This window comes from Candidatus Bathyarchaeota archaeon (assembly GCA_030739585.1).
Lineage (GTDB): Archaea > Thermoproteota > Bathyarchaeia > TCS64 > TCS64.
In genome coordinates this window covers 4,882-25,161 of the sequence record JASLYX010000011.1, presented here as the reverse complement: position 1 = coordinate 25,161, position 20,280 = coordinate 4,882, and the positions used below count along the sequence as shown (strand labels likewise).

Below are 20,280 nucleotides of genomic sequence, written 5' to 3'. Positions count from 1 at the left end.
TCAGCGCCTTACTAGCTCGACCCTACGTTTGTCCCCGGACATTCGATATACTGCGATGATCCCATGGAGCTCCATTGTCATCAGTGTATCATCGAAGTATTTCAAGCCTGGGTCCCCGTGAATCTTCTTCACCCTCTTGTAGAGAGCGTCTGTAGTAAGGCTCCCGCTTTTGTCTAACGCCTCGAAGATAGTAGTGGGGATAAGTCTGTCATTCATTTGAATCACCTAGACAATGGTCATGGGCGGCTTCTCCCGCTCCTTGAACATCTTATCGGTCTGCTGGTACCACTTCTCCATCTCTGGCGTAATCGAAGGGACGGTTGCTGCCAAGGCGTCCTCAAAATCCGCGAAGGTCACCTTTTCGGTATCCCTATCCCTACGGAGACTGTTCATCCCGGCCTCCCGGGTCACTGACTCTATATCGGCACCTGAATACCCGTCCATCTTTCTCACAAGATCCTCAAGGTTCACCTCCTTGTCCAGAGGCATATTCTCTGTCTTAACCTGGAGTATCCTTAGCCTCGCTGCGTTATCTGGTGCTGGAACGTAGACCCTCCGATCAAACCTCCCCGGTCTCAAAACTGCTGGGTCGATGATATCAGGGCGATTTGTTGCAGCGATGACTAGTACGTTCTGGAGCATTAGGAGACCATCGATCTCTGTGAGAAGCTGGCTAATTACTCTCTCTGCAACCCTGGTATCGCCTTGTGATCCCCTCGCAGGAACCAAGCTGTCAAACTCGTCGAAGAATATGATGCTAGGGGCGGCCATCCTAGCCTTCCTGAAGATTTCTCGGATAGCCTTCTCCGACTCCCCTACCCACTTACTAAAGATCTCAGGTCCCCGGATGGAAATAAAGTTGGCCTGGGTTTCTGTTGCCACAGCCCTCGCGAGCAGTGTTTTTCCGCAGCCTGGGGGGCCATGGAGGAGAATCCCTTTGGGTGGGGTTATGCCTAAGCGTTTAAACATTTCCGGATTCTTGAGAGGCCACTCTACCGCCTCTATGAGGTTCTGCTTAACGTGCTCAAGGCCTCCTACTTCGTCCCAGTGGACGTTTGGGGACTCTATGTAGACCTCTCTCATTGCAGTGGGAGTAACCTCCCTGAAAGCCTCTAAGATGTCTGTATTAGTGACCTCCATTTCATCGAGAACCTCGTGGGGTATCCTCTTCTCCTCCAGGTCGATCTGGGGGAGATATCTTCGGAGTGACTTCATTGCCGATTCTCGGCTCAACGCCTCGAGATCCGCTCCAGTGTAACCGTGAGTTATATCCGAGATCTGTTGGACGTTAACGTCATCATTGAGGGGCATTCCACGGGTGTGGATTTGAATGATCTCGTGGCGCCCTTCCCTGTCGGGTATTCCGATTTCGATCTCCCTGTCAAATCTTCCCGGCCTCCTAAGGGCTGGATCAATTGCGTCGGGTCTGTTGGTGGCCCCGATGACTATAACGTGACCTCGTCCTTTGAGGCCATCCATGGAAGCAAGAAGCTGGGCGACAACTCGCCGCTCAACCTCGCCCGTAACCTCTCCTCGCTTCGGGGCAATAGCATCTATCTCATCGACGAACAGGATACTGGGGGCGTTCTTCTCGGCATCATCAAACATCTTCCGCATCCTGGCCTCGGACTCGCCGTAGAACTTACTCATGATCTCAGGGCCGTTAATTGCGTAAAAGTTTGCCTCAGACTCGCTGGCTACAGCCCTTACGAGGAGAGTTTTGCCACAGCCCGGAGGCCCGTGAAGAAGAACCCCCTTCGGGGGATCGATGCCGAGGCGTTGGAATAACTCAGGGTGGCGTAAAGGCAGCTCAACCATCTCCCGGATCCTCCTGATCTCCTCTGCTAAGCCTCCGATATCCTCGTATGTGGTCCTACTCGGGATCTCTAACTCGGGTACAGGCTCACTGAGAATTGTGATCTCGGTTGTTGGTGAAATCTTTACTATACCGCTAGGCCTTGTGTTTACCACGAGAAATGGTACGGAGTGCCCCAGCATCATTATAAGGAGAGTGTCTCCCCTGGCAGCGGGCCTGTCGATTAGGCGATCCTTCACAAACCTGATAAAGTCGCTATCGACACTGATCCTTATATCAATGGGGGCCAGCTTGATTGAAACTGCGTAATCAGCGTCCGCCTTCTCTACCGAGACGAACTCGTTAATGGCTGCCCCACTGTTCTTCCGGATAAAACCATCGATCCTGAGTAGGCTAAGACCCTGATCCTCCGGGTATGCGGGCCAGGCCTTTGCAGCTGTCTCCTTCTTTCCTGTGATCTTGATTACGTCCCCCACTGTAACGCCCAAGATCTTCATTGTCTCAGAGTCTATCCTAGCGATGCTTCTTCCGACGTCCCTCTGCTGCTTTGCCTCAGCTACTTTAAGTTGTAAAGCGCCCAAAATTGAACCACCTAAAACATAATCTAAAGGAATGATGATTTTGGGTTTTATAAACCTTAGTTTGTGGCGGCATCCTCAATTAAGAGAAAAAATTAAACTAAACCACAACTTTCCGCTAGTTTTCTGGCCGATTTCCGAGTCAATTTAGTTTCATTCAGAATAGTATATCGTTTTGGTCTGATAGTTCCAGCTTTGACGATAGCCTTTACAAGGGTCTCCCCGTCTATTCCCAGTTCTTCTGCACTTGTCGGCGCCCCTAGAGTAGTCAAATTCCCCCTAATCTTTTCCCATTCAAGACCGTGGAGTTTTGCCATCATTATCGTCCCTATACCACATTGCTCACCATGAAGGGCCGCTCCTGGCGCTATCATATCTAAGGCGTGGCTTATTAGATGAGCCGAACCGCTACAGGGTCTACTGCTCCCAGCAATACTCATGGAGACGCCGCAGCTCACCAGAGCCTCCAACAGTGTCCGGTAACCGTCTTCAGTCCGGTCCCGAATCTTCTCCACATTTCTCATGATGATATCTGAACCTAACAGAGCTAGGTTACCAGCATATTCACCATAATAGTCGTTTTTCTTTTCATGGGCAAGCCTCCAGTCTCGGACCGAAACAGCCTTGGAGATAACATCGCCGCAGCCACTTGCGGTGAATCTATAGGGAGACTCGGAGATGATCTGGGAGTCCGCGAACACGGCGATAGGGGGGTTAGCCTTCAGCGAATAAGGTTGACCCAACCCTTTGACAGAGGCCAAGTTGCTCGCGATGCCATCGTGGGACGCAGTTGTGGGTACGCTTATGAAAAAAGCATTGCTCTCTCCCGCGCTGAGCTTCGCGACGTCAATGGTCCGTCCTCCTCCTACCCCAATGATCGTGTCCGCTTTGATTGATTCAGCTTTCTCGATTATTCGCTCTACCGTCTCAAGATCTGCTTCAGTACAAAGCTCCAATTCCGGATTTAGACCACGATCTCTTAGGTAACCCTTGGCCCGAGAACCAGCGATCCCTAAGGTGACTCTCCCCGTGACTATGAGGGGCCTCTCAAGTCCCAACTCAAGGAAGACCTTGCTTAAGGACTTGAGGACACCCCACCCCACGAGAACTACGCGGGGAAGGTCAATGCGGTGGACGCTGTTCAATACAATATCAGCTTCCTAAATTATGTTTGGCCCATAGCAATAAGGGTTTTTTTAAGCTAGTAAATAAACCGAAAAACGAATATAAGGAAAGATAGAAAGAGGGACTTAAAGAAACGTTTTTAAAGTAGACCTTGAAAAATAACTTGGTTTTCCTTCTAAGGATTACTCTCGTTTACTTTAGGACTGAGGTAAACAAAAATGAAAAATCGCTTAGGTGAATATAAAGGAACGACAACAGTTGCTGCCGTCTGCAAAGACGGAGTCATCCTCGGAACCGACACAAGAGCTACCATGGGTAACTATGTTGCTAGCAAAAACGCAAAAAAGGTCTATCAGATCACCGAAACCCTTGCAATGACCATTGCAGGTGGAGTCGCTGTGGCCCAGCGTATAGTAGAGACCTTAAAGATCAATGCAAGGCTCTTCCAGTTCCGGAGAGGCAGATCTATGCCCGTCGCATCGGCGGCAAGGTTGGTCTCAAACATTCTCTTTTCAAGTCGCTCGGCTGGGATGGTTTTGCCTCTACAAGCTCTGATTGGGGGATTTGACCACTCTGGACCTCATGTATTCAGCCTAGATCCCTTTGGGAGCCTACTAGAGGAGAATGTCGTCTCCACTGGCTCAGGTTCTCCTTTTGCCTATGGAGTCCTCGAAGATCGATATAAGGAAGGGAGTACCGTGATTGAGATGCTTCCCATAGTCGTCAGCGCTATTGACTCCGCCATGAAGAGGGATACTGCAAGCGGCGACAGCTTTGATATCGCCGTCGTGAACCAAGACGGGTTCAGAGAGCTTACCCAAGAGGAAAAATTAGTGCTCCTCAATTTATGAAGTAGATCCTAATGAACACCAGCCAGAATCTTTCATACGAAGAGATTAGGAACACGATACTCACCAATATACCCCGCGAGATAGGGATAACTAGGATAGAATTCGAGGGCCCCCGACTAGCACTCTATGCTCAGAAGCCCGAAGTCCTAGTTGAGCAGAGCCATATCGTCGCGGACATCGCAGGGAGGATCAAGAAGCGCATCGTAGTCCGATCTGATCCCTCTGTGAGGGTGGATGAACTCGAGGCTGAGAAGATCGTCAAAGGTATCCTCAAAGAGGCTGGCTTAGTTCAAAGTTATTTTGATCCTACTCTTGGCGAGGTTATTCTGGAAGTCGAGAAACCTGGGATTGCAATCGGAAAAGATGGGGCAAATCTCCTCGAGATCGTCAAGCAGACCCGCTGGAACCCTAACGTGGTTCGTAGTCCCCCTATTCATAGTCTCACCATTAAGCAGATCCGGGGATTCCTTTACTCTAAAAACAAAGAGAGGGAGAAATTCCTCCGGGAGGCCGGTGAGTCCATATTCCGGCCTATTTATAATAGGACCAGCGACGTCAGGGTTAGCTTCCTTGGATGTACCCGTCACGTGGGAAGGTCTGCGGTTCTCGTGAGAAGTAAAGAGAGCGCCATCCTCATGGATTGTGGAATCAATCCCGGCACTAATAGGACCGTAGATGCATATCCCCGTTTCGATACGGGGGAATTCGATTTGAGTAGACTTGATGCCGTCGTGATCACCCATGCTCACTTGGATCACTGTGGGTTTCTACCCTATCTCTACAAATACGGTTATGATGGCCCCGTCTATTGCTCTGCTCCTACGGCGAGCCTTATGACAATGCTTCAAAAAGACTATCTAGACGTGATGAACAAGGAGGGACGGCTCCCGCCCTATGGAGCGGAGGACATCTACAAAGCCATAATTCACACCATTCCCCTCAACTGGGGTGAGGTTACAGACATCGCGCCCGACGTCCGTCTCACGCTGCATAATGCCGGGCACATCTTGGGTTCCTCCATGGCTCACCTCCATATCGGAAAGGGGCTCCATAACATTGTTTACACGGGGGACTTCAAATTTGGATATACTACATTACTAGAGTCGGCTACCTCGAATTTCCCGAGGGTTGAGACCCTCATCATGGAGAGCACATATGGGGCCCCGGACAACATCACGCCGCCACGCTCAGAGACCGACGCAGAGTTCGTTGAGTACACCAATCATATTCTGAAGAAGGGGAAGTTGATCATCCCCGTACCTGCAGTAGGAAGGGCCCAGGAGATTCTAATGGTCATCAACAAGTACATGGCGGACGGTAGTCTCACTGAGGTTCCTGTGTATATTGAAGGGATGATCTCTGAGGCTACAGGGATTCATACTGCCTACCCAGATTATCTATCCTCTGAGCTGAAGGATCAGATCCTACGGGAAGGGGTGAACCCTTTCGAATCAAACAACTTCACTGCGGTGAAAGATCATAACAGGAGGGACGAGATCGTCGAGGGGGGGCCATGCATTATAATGGCCACCGCGGGAATGATGGAAGGGGGCCCCGTAATGGAGTACTTTAAACGACTTGCCCCTGATCCGGAAAATGGGCTTCTATTCGTAAGCTACCAGGTGGCTGGCACTAAGGGGAACCGGATCCAAGGAGGAATGCGGAGTATCCAGGTTTATAACAGGGACGGTAAAATGTCAATCACTAACATCGGGCTCACCACCCATACTATTTCTGGTTTTTCGGGACACAGTGACCGGAATCAACTCGTTAATTTTGTGAGGAAAATGAGGCCTACACCTAGAAGGGTCTTTATGGTTCACGGCGAGGAGTCAAAGTGCCAAAATATGGCTAGAACCGTCTCAAGGTTCAGGGGAGTTAGGGCTCACTCGCCTAATCTACTCGAAACCTTCCGTCTAGCCTAGAACTTTTATGCCCGCCAGATCTTAACGGTCTTGGGTGTTAGTAGGACTCTTTCTTCGCCAAGGCGAGCGATGTCACCGCTAATACTAGAGGCGTACTCGTTGAGTTCATTTATTGCTCTCTTAACGTCCTCGATGTTGTTCTTAGCTAGGGGGGAAAGATTGGTGATAACGATATTTCCGGCCCTCACCTCAGACTTAATAATGTCAACGTCCTCATACGATTTCAACGGTATAGCCTTGACATATATTTCGCTAAGGGCCTCCGCTCTTCCATCGGTTCTGCCTATTATCTTCTCAATGACGCCTCTCATGTTAGTTCCATCCCGTTGTATCCCTCAGAGGATTATACCAAGGGCTACTATAGTTTTAGTCCCCACAATTGCTTATTAGGCTTTTCAATGAGCTGATAATAGTGGCTGAAGAAAAAACACCAAAGTTGCTGAAGCGAAAAGTTCTGGGAAGGAGGGATGTGAGGAGTCTAAAGGGGGAAGCGGGGATCCTCCTCGGGCCTATAGACACCAACGCAGTGAGCCAGGCCACTTTAGAGGATAACTCTAAGCTATACTTTTTCAAAAAAGAGGCGATCTTGGCTAAAAAGAAAAACATACTCTTTCCTACCCTTATCAACCCTGTGCTCGAAGGCCTTCCCTCAGCCCTTGTCGATATGGGGGCAATACCATATGTCTGCAATGGAGCCGATGTGATGGCCCCAGGAATAATGGGTATCGAGGGTGAATTCAAGAAGGGCGGGCTTCTTGTGATAAGGGATGTAAATCACAAGAAGGCTCTAGGTGTGGGCTCAGCTATTTTTACTTCTGAAGAAATGAGGAGGCTTAAGAAAGGGAAGGTGATTTTGAATCTCCATTATGTCGGGGATAAGATCTGGGCTTCGATAAGCTAAACTTCACTAGTTTTTGATGAATCAGGGAATGTATAATATCGCTAGGAACAAAGCTAATATCACAAAAATCAATGAAAATGAGATCATCGAGATATAGAATATTTTCCAGTAGAGCCCAAATTTTTCAACACCCTTCCTATAATTCTTGATATTTTCGTTGATGATTTTCCAGAATTTTTCAGATATTTTTTCTTTCATCGCTTAAGTTACCTGATTCTCTTTAGCTCTGTAATAACTAATCTTAACATTTTCTTTCGATACAAGGATAACCTCTGAGGTACACGAAATGATTCGAATGCTAAATTGCCCCGGTTTCCGCATAAAATTTATCTAATGTCAGATGATCCATTTGAAGAGCCGGTGAACCAAATGGGTATGTTAGACGATATTACGATCCTAGATTTCAGCCACGTCTATTTCGGCCCATACACCACGCTTATACTAGCCGATATGGGAGCGAACGTTCTCAAGATTGAGCCTCCATGGGGCGAGATTGCGAGGCTTTACCCGCCCCTCTTTGGTGGGATAAGCAGCGTGTTTCTTTACTTCAACAGGAACAAGAAAGGAATGACCCTCAACCTCAAAGATCCCAAGGCGAAGGAGATCGCCCTAGAGCTCGCCGAGAGGTGTGACGTCGTAGTAGAGAACTTTAAGAGGGGGACCATGAACAAACTCGGGTTGGGATACGAGGAAATAAAGAAAGTAAAGCCGGACATAATCTATGCCTCTCTCAGTGGGTTCGGCCTCGATGGCCCATATAGCAATAGGACGAGTTTCGCCCCTATTGCCTCTTCTATGTCCGGCTGGTATCGCCTTAACGGGGATCTCAATGACCCCGAAGGGCCCCCTGCCCGATCTGCGGAGTGGCACGGAGATCTAGACCCGGCCCTCTTCGGGACCATAGCGATCCTTGGGGCCATCCGCCACCATGACAAGACAGGTGAGGGACAGGTCATAGACGTCTCCCAGCTGGACAGCATGATAGCTCAGACAGGTGTTTCTGTTACCAGATACACGATGAGTGGTGAGTTTCCCTGGCAGGCCAGCAAAAAGTATATGGGGCTTAGTACGTTCGGGATGTTCCAAGCTATTGATGGATATGTCTACATAGCCGCTGACCCATACATGGTCCCCCGACTCGCCAAAGGTATGGACGTAGAAAAGCTGGAGAAAACCGAGGAGCTCATTAAGTGGTGCTCCGCCCGGAACGTGATGGAAATCGTAGAGACTCTTGCAGCAGAGTCTATTCCCGTCGCTCCCGTATATAGGATCGACCAGATGCTTGAGGATCCTCACGTAAAGGCAAGAGGGATCATCACTGAGATAGAGCATCCAACTGCGGGAAAAGTGAGGAGTCCTGGGTTCCCGGTGAAGCTTAGTAAAAGTCCAGCCACCGTTCGGATGCCTGCACCCCAACTGGGGGAGCACAACGAAGAGGTTCTCACGGAGCTCCTCGGCTACACAAAGGGCCAGATAACGGAGTTAAAAAAAGCCGGAGTTCTAGGTTGATCATCTAAACTATTTTTAAATCCATCAGCCCATGTTCATTTAGGTCTCCATGATGATGTCCGAGCTGCGAGATCAAATGATCGAGAGACACATCAGGGCCGGGTACATTAAATCGGACTCTATGGCCGAAGCTATTAGGCTGATACCTCGGGAGGAATTTATGCATTCCATCTATGTAGATCACGCCTATGTGGATCAGCCCTTCCCCCTTCCGGGGGATGGAAAACAGACCATATCCGCTCCATATATGTATCCAATTTTTTATGAGCCCCTTACTCTCGTAGAGGGGAACCGGGTTCTCGAGGTGGGGGCTGGCTCAGGATATGGGGCTGCCATAGCCCGGGAGCTTGTTGGATCGAGTGGTCTAGTAGTTTCTATTGAGATCAACCAAACAACCTTTGACTTCGCGAGGGAGAATCTAGGCAGGACTGGATACGACGATGTGGTGCTGGTACACGGAGACGGATCTTTAGGTTATCCAGCAGAAGCCCTTTATGACGCCATCTGCATCACGGCGGCCTGCCCAGCGATCCCCTTACCCCTCATTGAGCAGTTAAATGCCCCAGGTAAGATCATGGCTCCTGTTGGTGGTCCTCATAGTGTTTCAGGGCAAGATCTTATTCTCCTTGAAAAAAAAGATGATGGAATTATCGAAAAAAGGATTTTGATGAAGGTTTCATATGTTCCCCTAACCGGAAAATATGGCTATGTAGTAAGACCTTGGGGTTGAAACCAGTTAAAAGTACTAGAATACACATCTACTATGAGACGTAATGAAAGCGGGTGTGATCTCGAGGCTCAATGATCGAAAGGCTCTGAAAATTGCACAGGATATTGCCCAGTATCTTATGAACAATGGGGTTGACGTGGAGTTGGAGACCGAGACTGCTCTTAGTATGGAAAACCCGGGGGGGCATACAGACCTCGGGGAGATGTCCCCCGATTTCATGGTCACCGTGGGAGGGGATGGCACAATACTGCGAACTGTAATGCAGATGCAGGAACCAGGTACCCCTATCCTCGGGGTAAACAAGGGTAGCCGGGGTTTTCTCACAGAAGTCCATCCAAATTATGTAAACGATGCGTTGGATAGAGTTCTGACGGAGGACTATGAAATTGAGAGATGCATCAAGCTATCTTCTAGACATCTAGAAACGGGAAAGGTCTTCCCTGACAGCCTTAACGAGGTACTATTGGCATCCTCGATGCCTTCAAAGGCTATCGATGTTCAAATCAAGGTCAATGGAGAGCCTTTGATTGACATTCAATCTGACGGAGTCATGGCCTCGACGCCGGTAGGGTCTACTGCTTACAATCTCTCAGCTGGGGGATCTATCCTTCATCCAGAGATTAATAGTATTATACTCACTGCTATTAGTCCGTACAGCTATTTCAGGAGCATTGTAATACCGCATAGGGACATCATCACTCTGGAACTTTTGAAACCCAGATCAGAGGGGATGGTGATCATCGATGGGAGAGATTTTACAGCGACAAAACCCCCTACAACGATAAAAGTGCAGCTAAGTGAGCACGTGGCTAGATTCATCAGATTCAAGCCTTTCTACGAGAGGCTTGAGAGACGCCTTGTTTTCAAGGAGTCAAAGTAAGGGACAACCAGAATTTATGGGGGCTCCTTATGGGATTGATAAAATGTCCAGCGTAGGCGACGAAACAGAAGTTTTTGTTCTCGACACCTCAGCATTCATCGCTGGATATGGGTCACCTAGAAGCGGTGAGTCTCTTTATACCGTGCCAGCAGTAAAGGGGGAGATAAGGGCGGGCGGACTCCAGAGATTCCGCCTCGAGAACGCTGAGAGAACAGGGTTATTAATAGTCCTTAAACCTGAGGAGAAATACCGAAAAGAGGTTCAACGAGTCTTATCAGAATTAGGGGAGACTAGGGTCCTATCGGAGGCTGACCTTCAAGTGCTGTCACTAGGAATACAGCTACAAGGTGAAGGAAATAGAACAATTATAGTCTCCGATGACTACGCCGTCCAGAATATTGCTGACCGGATGATGCTGGGCATCAAGAGCGTCAGAACCCGGGGCATCAAGCGCAGGTACAAATGGATAACGTATTGCCCCGGGTGTAGGCGAACATTTGAGGGTCCTCCCATCGACAATGTCTGCTCAGTCTGCGGGACTTTCCTGAAGCGCAGACCCTCCACCGAGAGAAAAATCGATTGACTCTCCCTAGTTCCTCAGAAAAATATATGTAATGATTATGGTAGGATGGATCGGTGAACAGATCTGACGGTTGATCTCATCATATTAGATGGTAAAATTCACACTAAAGGTGGATTTTTCAAAGGGAACCTCATCATTGACGGAGGCAAGATCCAATCCCTGACTCATGGAGCCTTGCAGCCGGATGCATCTCTAGTCGTTGACGCCAAGGGTAAGCTTGTCCTACCCGGAATGATCGACATGCATGTCCATTTCAGGGATCCGGGATTCACAAACCGAGAGGATTTCGAGTCTGGCACCAGCTCTGCAGCCGCAGGGGGCGTAACCACAGTTGCCGATATGCCCAATACTGTCCCCTCAGTGGTCTCGGTAGAGGCAATCAGGAAAAAAGTCGAAATCGCTAATAGAAAGGCTCTAGTAGATTATGCATTCATCGGAGGAGCTGGAGCGCTTGACTCCGAGACCCTACTAGCTATGGCGGAGGAGGGGATTGTAGGATATAAAAGCTTCATGACCGCCCGGTTCAAGGAGCTCGCGGCCACAGACTATCAGATGCTCAACAACTTTACGACCATCGCTGAGACAGGTCTCCCCTGTCTCATCCACGCCGAAAACCAAGACATCGTGGCTCAGGGTATAGAGAAGGCGAAGGCACTTGGACGTTTAGACCCAATTGCTCACGCAGAATTCAGACCCGCAGTAGCCGAGGATGAAGCTACGACTAGAACCATCCTCCTGGCAAAAGAGTCAGGGGTCCATCTCCACATTTGCCACATGTCTTCCAGGGGAGCCGTAGAGTCACTTGCCCTGGCACAGAACAAGGGGCAGAATGTAACGGGGGAGACCTCAGCCAACTATCTCCTCCTTAACATCAAAGCCATGAAGGAGATCGGGCCCTACGCCAAGATGGACCCACCGCTCAGGGGGCCCAATGATCAGGAGGCCCTTTGGAGAGGTCTCAATTCTGGTGTAATAGACGTTTTGGCCAGCGACCACGCCCCCTACCCAAAGGAGGAAAAGGAAAAAGGATGGGAGAATATTTTTGAAGCCCCCTCTGGGGGTACGGGGATCCAGACCCATCTCTCCCTTATGCTTGACTCGGTGAACAAAGGGAAAACCACGCTGAATAGGCTCGTCCAAACCTTTGCAGAAAATCCAGCAAGGTTAATGGGCCTTTACCCTCGGAAGGGTGCCATAATCCCCGGGGCTGATGCCGACCTCATCGTCGTGGACCTGAACGCAGAGTTCAAGATCAAGGGCGATGATCTTTACTCGAAGCAGAAGGTCACATCTTTTGAGGGTTACAAAGGGAAAGGTATACCCGTTACAACAATTGTTCGGGGAGAGATCATCATGGAGGAGGGCAGTATCATTGGCAGGCCAGGCTACGGTAAATACCAACGACCAAAACACCCGCGCTCTGGAAGAGAATAGGTCTGAATTATTTATTGATTTCAGAGTTACGATTTGGCACATGAATAACCTAAAGAAGGAAACATTTTCTTAAGCGAGGACTATCGAGGTAACTTCTTAGAAAGGATGAACAACACGTTTTTTACTACTTTTCTTTTTGCTTTATTTATACCCCTTCTGCTTCACCCCCTTATATCTTGTTTACAAAGACTCCAGCTTTAAAATGGGGTTATGAATAATTATCGACTATTTTATGAAAAACGATTTCAATCTTCCGGGTCACACCATCTAATTTCATTTTGATAGAAAGCTATCCCTATTATTCTTTTTAGTTGACAAACGAAACAAATAAGTAATTACAAAGGTTTTTCCCGAGCATAGATTCTAGGGATGGCCTTTGGATGGAACATCAGGTGTTTGATCTCGTCATAAAAAGCGCTAGAATTATTGATGGTTCAGGTAATCCCTGGTTTAAGGCTGACATTGGAGTTATTGGTGAAAGGATCGCAAAGATTGGGCGAATTGAGGATGCCCTTTATGTTATAGATGCTGAAGGGTTATTGGCTGTCCCAGGATTTATTGACACTCATAGCCATTCTGATCTGATGCTCATTGCAGAACCCGAGGCAAAGCAGAAAATCATGCAGGGCATTACCACAGAAGTCGTGGGTCAAGATGGACTCGGGGAGGCGCCAATCAGCGACGAGACTGTTGATGGCTGGAGAAGATACCTCGCGGGCCTCAACGGTGATCCTGAGATCGAGTGGAGTTGGAGAGGATTTGGGGAATATCTAAGAGCCCTTGACAAGGCCAAGACTTCAACCAATATAGCCGCCCTTGTAGGGCACGGCAACCTCCGCCTTCTAGCCATGGGAATGGAGAACAGATCACCCACACAGACCGAGTTATCCACAATGAAACGAATTCTGTCAGAATCAATTGCAGCAGGAGGTTTCGGCCTCAGCACCGGCCTCATCTACCCACCGTGTGTCTATGCTAACTCTGCCGAGTTAACCGAGCTCTGCTCTGTGGCAGCGAACTACGGCGGGATCTTTGTTGTGCACATGAGAAACGAGGGGGACGGTCTCTTCGACTCCATTGACGAGGTCGCTAAGATCGGGGTAGACGCCCGTATCCATGTTCATGTCAGTCACTTCAAGGTGAGCGGATCTAAGAACTGGGGGAAAGCGGGAAAGGCAATCGCCAAGATTAATGCACACCGGAATGATGGAGTCGAATTCACAATTGACCAGTATCCATACATAGCTGGGAGCACATTCCTCAGCAGTCTCCTGCCCATCTCAGCTCACGAGGGGGGCACAGATCGTATGCTAGAAAGGCTCCGAGACCCATCTGAGAGAGAGCAGATCAGGGGACTAATCACCGAGAGTCGGGGCCTCAACTGGGGTTGGCAAAATATCCTAGTCACATCGATGAACAGTGAGAAAAACAAGCCTTATGAAGGGCTTAACCTCAGGGAGGTCTCTGAGAGGAGGGGAGAGGACCCTGTTGAAACTCTATTCAACATCATCATGGAGGAGGAGAACGCGGTCACCATGGTGAGCTTCATGATGTCAGAGGAGGATGTCCGCACCGTGATGAGGAGCCCATTCCAAATGGTATGCACCGACGGGCTAGTTCTACGAGGTAAACCTCACCCAAGAGCCTACGGAAGTTTTCCCCGAGTCCTAGGGCGATATGTCAAAGAGGGCGTTATCCGACTTGAGGATGCGATACGGAAGATGACCTCCCTACCTGCCCAGACCTTCGGCATTCGTGATAGGGGGTTATTAAAGGAGGGGATGTTTGCCGACGTCACTATTTTCGACCCTGATACGATCATTGACAAAGGTACATACCAGGACCCGATCCAGTTCCCAGAGGGGATCGAATATGTTCTTGTAAACGGATCTGTCACCGTCGAAAATGGCGTACATACGGGAAAAAGAGCGGGAAAAGTGCTCAGACACCGCTGAAATGCACCACTGAAAAAGGGGTTTCCGTTATTCTGCACTGCTCTTGAAATAAGATTATAAGCTTCACACTAGATTAATTCGAAGAGTGGAAAAAAAGATGTGGAACGCCATCGAGATAAACAACCTTACAAAGACATTTGGTGAAATCGTAGCCCTCGAAGGCATCAGCTTTACAGTTAGAGAAAGGGAGATTTATGGTCTCATTGGGCCAAACGGAGCAGGAAAAACAACCACCCTCAGAATCCTCAGCACCCTCATAAAGCCATCCTCTGGGTCAGCTACAATCTTCGGGAATGAGGTCGTGAAAAGCGCCGAGAAGGTCAGGGGGATCATAAGCTATCTCCCTGAGGAAGCAGGAGCATATCAAAACCTCTCGGGGTATGAATACCTCAGTTTCATGGCAGGGTTTTATGCTGATGGCAAGGAATCAGCGGACGAGATGCTTCAAGAGGCCGAGCTTGTTTCTGGCCTCAGTGAACGCCTCGACGACCGGATCAAAGGTTACAGTAGAGGGATGAAACGCAGACTGCTCCTTTCCAGGGCATTGATGGTCAAGCCAAAGTTGCTAATCCTCGACGAGCCTACCTCAGGGCTGGATGTAGTCCACGCTTTCCACGTACGTCAGGTGATCAAAGAATACGCGGCCAACAAAGGAGTCACGATCCTTCTCTCCAGTCACAATATGCTTGAGGTCGAGTACTTGTGTCACAGTGTCGCTCTAATCAACGAGGGGAAGATAATCGCCGAAGGGAGTCCCGACGAGTTAAACCAGAAGTTTTCAGCGGATAATTTAGAGCAGGTCTTCATGGAGATAGCAAAGCTTGGGTAGCTTATGGAGCTTAGTCCTGAAGGAGATCAAGGAGCTTATAAGGGATCCCAAGATCCTCATCGGAGTCATACTTATGCCCCTCATCATTTTCCCCTTGATGGGCTCCGCAATAAATATCTCTACCACTTCAGTCCAGAGGGCGTTGATCACAGCATCATTTGCCATTTACAACGAAGATGATGGGGTAACCACAACTGCTCTTCTCGACTATCTCCACAGAAACAACACCGTTCTCACGATCGATGCAAATGGAATCAAGGACGCTCTCCGAAAATACCAGGAAACTAACGCTACCACGCTCTTATGGATCAAGGAAGGTTATTCAAAAAACGTCTCCCAAGGTTTAAGAGGAGAGTTGAAGGTGTACGCTAACCTGAGGAGCCTTTCTATTGCAGAAACAAGCTCAACGGACGCTATTGGGGGACTCATCAACTATTACGCCTACTTCCTTTCCATCTCAAATATCAATAACCTTTTGGAACAAGCGGGTGAGATGAGGGAAGCGAGGGTTGTCAGGAGTCCCATTAGCGTCGACTATCAATCAATAATCAAAGGGAACGTCATAAATGTAGCTCCCTCTCAGATCATCTCTGTCATAATGTCCCAGAGCGTGATGCTCCCTGTTATGGTAATGGTTATGCTCATGTTTTCGATCCAGATGGCAGCAACGAGCATCGCTATCGAAAAGGAACAAAAGACCCTGGAGACACTTATGACTCTTCCAGTTAGCCGCCTTACTATTCTCAGTGGAAAGCTCGCTGGCAGCATCGTAGTCGCCGTCGCTGGGGCCATCGCATACATGATTGGCTTCGGCTACTACATGACATCGGCCTTCAGCTTCACCTCAGAGCTCACTACTATGTCTACCCAAGACCTCTCAATCGGCCTCGAGCCACTGGGAACTATGCTCCTGGGAGTCAATATGTTTGTGACCCTCGTTTCCGGCCTTGCCCTCGCGATAAGCCTGGCTACCTTCACCGACAACGTCAGGAGCGCTCAGAGTCTCACTGGATTCCTTACTATACCCATTATGCTCCCCGCGATCATCCTTATGTTCAGCGACCTCTCGATGCTCCCCAAGGCAATACAGATGATCCTTTTAATGATTCCATACACCCATAGCATCATCGCTTCAAAGGCAGCCTTCATAGGGAACTATACCCTCGTTCTTAGGAGCATAGGGTACATTACGGCGTTCACCCTCGTTGTTCTATATATTGCTGCTAGGATCTTTTCCACTGAAAGGATCATCACTGCAAGATTTACCTCCTTTGAAATCAAGAAACTCCTAGGAAAAAGATCCAAATAGATTCTTTTACCCTTTTTAAACTCCTAGTCCTTTAATTTCAGTCCTTACGACAAACGAATACTCCTGTGTGCGAACAGATTGAACATCGCGCGCGATACCACCAAAACCTTAAATCGGGTCTCGAAAGATTTCACCAATATCCTATAGAGGATGAATATTAATCATGAACACCATAAAGGGAATAATCTTTGACCTTGATGGCACACTGATTAATACCTCAATAAATTTCACTGTAATGAAAGAGCGGATGATCAATTTCCTCGAGGAGAACGGAATTCCAAAAGATATCCTCACCCCTAAACAGACTACAGTCGTGATAATTGCGACCTCCGAGAAAATTCTACGAGAAAATGGTAAACAACAGGTTGATATCGACTTAGTGAGACAGACTCTAGAAGAGATAATGAATCAGGGAGAGCTTGATGCTGTCCAAGACATCTCTGAGATAGATGGAGTACAGAATGCCCTCCAAAACTTTAGAGAATCAGGCTACAAGCTAGCAGTCCTCACAAGGAGCCACCATGCCTACGCTGTAGAAGCCCTAACAAAAATCGGCGCCTATGACCTATTTGATGTAATCCTTGGAAGGGGTGAGACTCCCAAGCCTAAACCATACCGTGAAGCTCTGGAACATACGGCAACCTTACTTAACCTGAATCTGAATGAGATCATCTTCATTGGCGATAATCATATAGATGCTAATAGCGCGGCGAACGCTGAGGTTTTTTTCATAGGGGTCAAGACCGGGCGACATGGGGACTTTTCGTGGGACGGGTGTTTCCCCCAAGTTCTCCTGGAAAGCGTTATAGATCTGCCTGCTTACCTTCGAGGAAAAAAATAGAAATTCAAAGTTGCCTTTATATTTGATGGATAGGCTTTTATCGATACTCTGAGGAGTATAATCAAAATCAGATTCGTCTATCTGTTTCACCGAATAATTGGAAGTGAGAATTTGCCAGATAATAAAGAAGTTTACAAACAGAAACTGAGCCAAGCTATGGCCGTATTGAATCGTGTCTCCGAGGACAACACTACTCCGAGAAATATCCGGAGGACAGCGAAAAAGGCAAATGACTTGCTACTGGATGAGAGTCTAAGCCCGGCTGCAAGAGCGGCAAACGCCATTGACCTCCTGGATCAGATTTCTCAGGACCCAAATATGCCCATGTATACTAGGACCCGGATCTGGAATGCCATAAGCGTTCTAGAAGGTATCCGAGACTAGGATTCTCGGTTTTTACATTTCTCTTATTAGTGAAAAAGTTACCTTGAACATCTCTGCTGTTGGTAATTAGTGGGGATTAAGGTTTTTCGTGGTTAATTCATTTATTTCCGATTAGAAAAGGTATTCGCTAGCCAAAATCGTATAGTTGCGTTTTAAATATGAGCCCCGAGATTATGTATCGTTGTACAATCGCACGGTTTCTATTCCTTGGCTTCTGCAGTATTACTGGGACGAGGTTCTGACCCTCGTTGTGTGTGTGAGTCTAGATCTTATAGAGTACATTTTCCCGCTTCTCATGATGCCTGTAGCAGGGGATCCCATCGACATTGTGGGGATTACTTTCTCCGTGTTCTTCTTCAGGTGGATCGGAGCCATCACTTTCTTGGAGCTCATTCCAGGGTTAGACGTTCTCCCGATATTCACGTTTTCCTGGTTAATATGGTACGTCTTTAAGAGAAAGAGGGAGGGCCAGAAGCAGGAAGCGGAACTTGACAGTTGGAGATAAAAGAACTGAATAAGTCATAATAGATTAATTGATATTATTATTCGCCTCCTTTTGGATTATGAGTATAGTTGTGAGAGAGGATGCGGGTACCATCAGGCTTGTGGACACCCATGCTCATCTCAGTAACCTAGAAGACCGGAAGGGAGTTATTGAGAGAGCGAGGGCAGTCGGTATCGATGCCATTATCGCTGTCGGTGGAAACCTAGAGACATCGCGAGCGACCCTTGGATGGGCTAGCGATTATAAGGGATACGTGTATCCCGCTTTTGGCATTCACCCGATGGAGTGGATGGTCGCAGACACTGAGAAGACTATTAGGTTTATCATTGAGCACATTGACCAATGTGTAGCCGTAGGAGAGATTGGTCTAGATTATTGGTACCGAGGGGCAAAAAAGAGTGAGGATGCAAGAGAACAACAACGGAAAATCTATATTAAACTGCTTCAGATTGCATTGGAGCACGAAAAACCAGCCTTGGTACACGGGAGGGGAGCATGGGATGATGCCTTAACCCTCGCAAGCGAGCATGGACCCAGCCGGATTATATTCCACTGGTTCAGCGGGCCCCTAGAGGTTCTACATAAGGTCTTGGATTCGGGTTATTTTATATCGGCTACTCCCGCAGCGGAGTTCAGTAGGGATCACAGGGCAGCTCTCGCCGAGGCGCCTCTTGAACGTATTGTCATCGAGACAGATTCTCCAGTCAGTTATCACGGGAAAAGGGCTGAACCCGCAGATATTTTGCTCACTCTGAGGGCATTATCAGAGCTAAAAGGGATATCCGAGGAAGATGTGGCCGAGGTTACTTCTCGTAATGCCAAGAGGTTTTTTTGTATCTAAGCTGGATCTTGGGCTAGTTTAAGTATAAATAAATGAATAGAAGCAGATTATAGACTTTGAGCAGTCTTCTAGCGCCTGGAATAGTATTGGAAATTTATTCCTCTATCTATGAAGTGATAGCATTTTTAACTCGTTTTTTGTCTTCCTCTACAAAAAATCGCGCGCGTAGCTGTTATGGTTCTTTCCACTGGTTCTGGGTGACTGCGTTTCACTCGTTGATGAACTATGCGTTATTGGTGTTTATGCTTACATTGAAGGTGGTCCTGATATCATCCTCAGCGCGATTAGTTTCATAGGATTTTGTATAACACTAATGCTTTAGGATGAACTATGGGGCGATAAAGATTTACTTAAGTGGGGGGCATTTTGAGTGGGCCGGGATAGCCAAGTGGTTTAAGGCGCCAGTCTTGAAAACTGGTGCTCTCCGGAGCGCATGGGTTCGAATCCCATTCCCGGCGCCATTCTTTTGGTTGTTAGTGCTAGGAGGCAGGATATTGGTTACCCTATTCGGTCTTTAGCGTAGATTCATATATTGTTCCCCCCGTTCATCTTCCAGTAAATCACGGGAGAGAATTGGCGGTGGACGTGTGGGGCTGGATGGGTGACCTCGTCATTAACTACGGCTACTTTGGAGCCTTTCTGATCTCCCTCTTCGGGAACTTAACCATCTTGTTCCCCGTTCCTTTTACAATTACCATTTACGCATTCGGGTCCACCCTTAATCCTCTCCTCCTAGGTCTCGTCTGCGGTATAGGGTCCACCGTCGGGCAGGCTTCCGCCTATCTCGTCGGCATGGGGGGTCGTAAGGTCATTAAGGGTCGCTACGAGGAACGCCTAGAGAGTGCCAAGAACCTCGTCCAGCGATACGGGGTTACCATTATCTTCCTTTTCGCTCTGCTTCCGCTCCCAGATGACGTTATACTCATCCCTCTCGGTGTCCTCAGATATGACTTTAAAAAAGCCCTAGGGGCCATGTTCCTGGGGAAAACAATAATGCTGTCCTTCGTTGCATATGCCGGGAGGTACAGCTACGTATTCGTGAAGGACATCTTCAAGTCAGGGGGGGTCCTGGGTGGGGTAGTCTCTATGGCCCTATTAGTCATCGTCCTAGTGGTAATAATGACGATCGACTGGACGAGATTCATCGACGATAGTGACCTTAAATCCATCAAAGACTAAGCGTTATTGGTTTTTAAGCAGGTTGTAGCAGCTGTCCCTGCTGGAGTTCTTGTTGCTGATGCTGCGTCACGTCTTTTGGACTTGTGTACGCGTTCATGTAGCAGA

The 20,280-nt window shown here is 48.3% G+C and carries 21 protein-coding genes and 1 tRNA gene; 17 read left to right on the top strand and 5 right to left on the bottom strand.

Going from position 1 to position 20,280, the window contains the following annotated elements:
* The 3 genes from QGG23_07580 to QGG23_07570 form a co-directional block, all read right to left on the bottom strand.
* A complete protein-coding gene (locus QGG23_07580) occupies positions 1-216 on the bottom strand; it encodes a hypothetical protein (protein ID MDP6049283.1) in 216 nt (71 codons plus the stop codon).
* A gap of 9 nt (positions 217-225) precedes the next feature.
* Entirely contained in the window at positions 226-2,397 is a 2,172-nt protein-coding gene (locus QGG23_07575) for a CDC48 family AAA ATPase (GenBank protein MDP6049282.1), read from the bottom strand.
* 92 nt (positions 2,398-2,489) lie between these two features.
* Entirely contained in the window at positions 2,490-3,539 is a 1,050-nt protein-coding gene (locus QGG23_07570) for an NAD(P)-dependent glycerol-1-phosphate dehydrogenase (GenBank protein ID MDP6049281.1), read from the bottom strand.
* A gap of 198 nt (positions 3,540-3,737) precedes the next feature.
* Here QGG23_07570 and QGG23_07565 point away from each other — a divergent pair, with 198 nt between their 5' ends.
* Together QGG23_07565 and QGG23_07560 are read left to right on the top strand one after the other, a co-directional pair.
* Positions 3,738-4,370 (top strand): proteasome subunit beta, encoded by a 633-nt coding sequence (locus tag QGG23_07565; GenBank protein MDP6049280.1) that lies wholly within the window; start codon positions 3,738-3,740, stop codon positions 4,368-4,370.
* Positions 4,371-4,381: 11 nt separating this feature from the next.
* A complete protein-coding gene (locus QGG23_07560) occupies positions 4,382-6,295 on the top strand; it encodes a beta-CASP ribonuclease aCPSF1 (protein MDP6049279.1) in 1,914 nt (637 codons plus the stop codon).
* A gap of 5 nt (positions 6,296-6,300) precedes the next feature.
* Here the strand turns inward: QGG23_07560 and QGG23_07555 are convergent, their stop codons facing one another.
* The gene (locus tag QGG23_07555; protein ID MDP6049278.1) at positions 6,301-6,606 is read right to left on the bottom strand and encodes a cell division protein SepF; all 306 of its coding nucleotides are present in this window, start codon (positions 6,604-6,606) and stop codon (positions 6,301-6,303) included.
* Positions 6,607-6,707: 101 nt separating this feature from the next.
* On the opposite strand from QGG23_07555, the gene QGG23_07550 reads away from it, so the two are divergent.
* On the top strand, positions 6,708-7,196 hold the full coding sequence (locus tag QGG23_07550) for a hypothetical protein (protein ID MDP6049277.1): 489 nt from the start codon (positions 6,708-6,710) through the stop codon (positions 7,194-7,196).
* Positions 7,197-7,217: 21 nt separating this feature from the next.
* Here the strand turns inward: QGG23_07550 and QGG23_07545 are convergent, their stop codons facing one another.
* Positions 7,218-7,394, bottom strand: a complete 177-nt coding sequence (locus QGG23_07545) for a hypothetical protein (protein MDP6049276.1) — start codon at positions 7,392-7,394, stop codon at positions 7,218-7,220.
* A 171-nt stretch (positions 7,395-7,565) separates the two neighbouring features.
* On the opposite strand from QGG23_07545, the gene QGG23_07540 reads away from it, so the two are divergent.
* The 14 genes from QGG23_07540 (at position 7,566) to QGG23_07475 (ending at position 20,175) form a co-directional block, all read left to right on the top strand.
* Positions 7,566-8,705, top strand: coding sequence for a CoA transferase (locus QGG23_07540; protein MDP6049275.1), 1,140 nt, complete (start codon positions 7,566-7,568; stop codon positions 8,703-8,705).
* Positions 8,706-8,754: 49 nt separating this feature from the next.
* Positions 8,755-9,435: a protein-L-isoaspartate O-methyltransferase gene (pcm, locus tag QGG23_07535; GenBank protein MDP6049274.1), complete on the top strand. Its 681-nt coding sequence runs from the start codon at positions 8,755-8,757 to the stop codon at positions 9,433-9,435.
* A gap of 43 nt (positions 9,436-9,478) precedes the next feature.
* Entirely contained in the window at positions 9,479-10,315 is an 837-nt protein-coding gene (locus QGG23_07530; GenBank protein MDP6049273.1) for an NAD(+)/NADH kinase, read from the top strand.
* 43 nt (positions 10,316-10,358) lie between these two features.
* Positions 10,359-10,898: a hypothetical protein gene (locus tag QGG23_07525; GenBank protein ID MDP6049272.1), complete on the top strand. Its 540-nt coding sequence runs from the start codon at positions 10,359-10,361 to the stop codon at positions 10,896-10,898.
* 81 nt (positions 10,899-10,979) lie between these two features.
* The gene (locus QGG23_07520) at positions 10,980-12,332 is read left to right on the top strand and encodes a dihydroorotase family protein (GenBank protein MDP6049271.1); all 1,353 of its coding nucleotides are present in this window, start codon (positions 10,980-10,982) and stop codon (positions 12,330-12,332) included.
* Between the two features lie 380 nt (positions 12,333-12,712).
* Positions 12,713-14,287 (top strand): D-aminoacylase, encoded by a 1,575-nt coding sequence (locus QGG23_07515; GenBank protein ID MDP6049270.1) that lies wholly within the window; start codon positions 12,713-12,715, stop codon positions 14,285-14,287.
* A 97-nt stretch (positions 14,288-14,384) separates the two neighbouring features.
* On the top strand, positions 14,385-15,116 hold the full coding sequence (locus QGG23_07510; protein ID MDP6049269.1) for an ABC transporter ATP-binding protein: 732 nt from the start codon (positions 14,385-14,387) through the stop codon (positions 15,114-15,116).
* Entirely contained in the window at positions 15,109-16,425 is a 1,317-nt protein-coding gene (locus QGG23_07505) for an ABC transporter permease (GenBank protein ID MDP6049268.1), read from the top strand. The genes QGG23_07510 and QGG23_07505 overlap by 8 nt, the downstream gene beginning before the upstream one ends.
* A gap of 163 nt (positions 16,426-16,588) precedes the next feature.
* Positions 16,589-17,266: an HAD-IA family hydrolase gene (locus QGG23_07500; GenBank protein MDP6049267.1), complete on the top strand. Its 678-nt coding sequence runs from the start codon at positions 16,589-16,591 to the stop codon at positions 17,264-17,266.
* 111 nt (positions 17,267-17,377) lie between these two features.
* Positions 17,378-17,650: a UPF0147 family protein gene (locus QGG23_07495; protein MDP6049266.1), complete on the top strand. Its 273-nt coding sequence runs from the start codon at positions 17,378-17,380 to the stop codon at positions 17,648-17,650.
* A gap of 181 nt (positions 17,651-17,831) precedes the next feature.
* Positions 17,832-18,155 (top strand): hypothetical protein, encoded by a 324-nt coding sequence (locus QGG23_07490; GenBank protein MDP6049265.1) that lies wholly within the window; start codon positions 17,832-17,834, stop codon positions 18,153-18,155.
* Positions 18,156-18,213: 58 nt separating this feature from the next.
* The gene (locus QGG23_07485) at positions 18,214-18,996 is read left to right on the top strand and encodes a TatD family hydrolase (GenBank protein ID MDP6049264.1); all 783 of its coding nucleotides are present in this window, start codon (positions 18,214-18,216) and stop codon (positions 18,994-18,996) included.
* A 374-nt stretch (positions 18,997-19,370) separates the two neighbouring features.
* Positions 19,371-19,457, top strand: a tRNA-Ser gene (locus tag QGG23_07480).
* A 118-nt stretch (positions 19,458-19,575) separates the two neighbouring features.
* The gene (locus QGG23_07475) at positions 19,576-20,175 is read left to right on the top strand and encodes a VTT domain-containing protein (protein MDP6049263.1); all 600 of its coding nucleotides are present in this window, start codon (positions 19,576-19,578) and stop codon (positions 20,173-20,175) included.
* Positions 20,176-20,280 lie beyond the last annotated feature (105 nt).

Coding starts and splice junctions, on each gene's coding strand:
- QGG23_07580 (MDP6049283.1), bottom strand. CDS start 216: ATGAATGACAGACTTATCCCCACTACTATCTTCGAGGCGTTAGACAAA.
- QGG23_07565 (MDP6049280.1), top strand. CDS start 3,738: ATGAAAAATCGCTTAGGTGAATATAAAGGAACGACAACAGTTGCTGCC.
- QGG23_07560 (MDP6049279.1), top strand. CDS start 4,382: ATGAACACCAGCCAGAATCTTTCATACGAAGAGATTAGGAACACGATA.
- QGG23_07555 (MDP6049278.1), bottom strand. CDS start 6,606: ATGAGAGGCGTCATTGAGAAGATAATAGGCAGAACCGATGGAAGAGCG.
- QGG23_07545 (MDP6049276.1), bottom strand. CDS start 7,394: ATGAAAGAAAAAATATCTGAAAAATTCTGGAAAATCATCAACGAAAAT.
- QGG23_07540 (MDP6049275.1), top strand. CDS start 7,566: ATGGGTATGTTAGACGATATTACGATCCTAGATTTCAGCCACGTCTAT.
- pcm (MDP6049274.1), top strand. CDS start 8,755: ATGATGATGTCCGAGCTGCGAGATCAAATGATCGAGAGACACATCAGG.
- QGG23_07530 (MDP6049273.1), top strand. CDS start 9,479: ATGAAAGCGGGTGTGATCTCGAGGCTCAATGATCGAAAGGCTCTGAAA.
- QGG23_07525 (MDP6049272.1), top strand. CDS start 10,359: ATGTCCAGCGTAGGCGACGAAACAGAAGTTTTTGTTCTCGACACCTCA.
- QGG23_07515 (MDP6049270.1), top strand. CDS start 12,713: ATGGAACATCAGGTGTTTGATCTCGTCATAAAAAGCGCTAGAATTATT.
- QGG23_07510 (MDP6049269.1), top strand. CDS start 14,385: ATGTGGAACGCCATCGAGATAAACAACCTTACAAAGACATTTGGTGAA.
- QGG23_07500 (MDP6049267.1), top strand. CDS start 16,589: ATGAACACCATAAAGGGAATAATCTTTGACCTTGATGGCACACTGATT.
- QGG23_07485 (MDP6049264.1), top strand. CDS start 18,214: ATGAGTATAGTTGTGAGAGAGGATGCGGGTACCATCAGGCTTGTGGAC.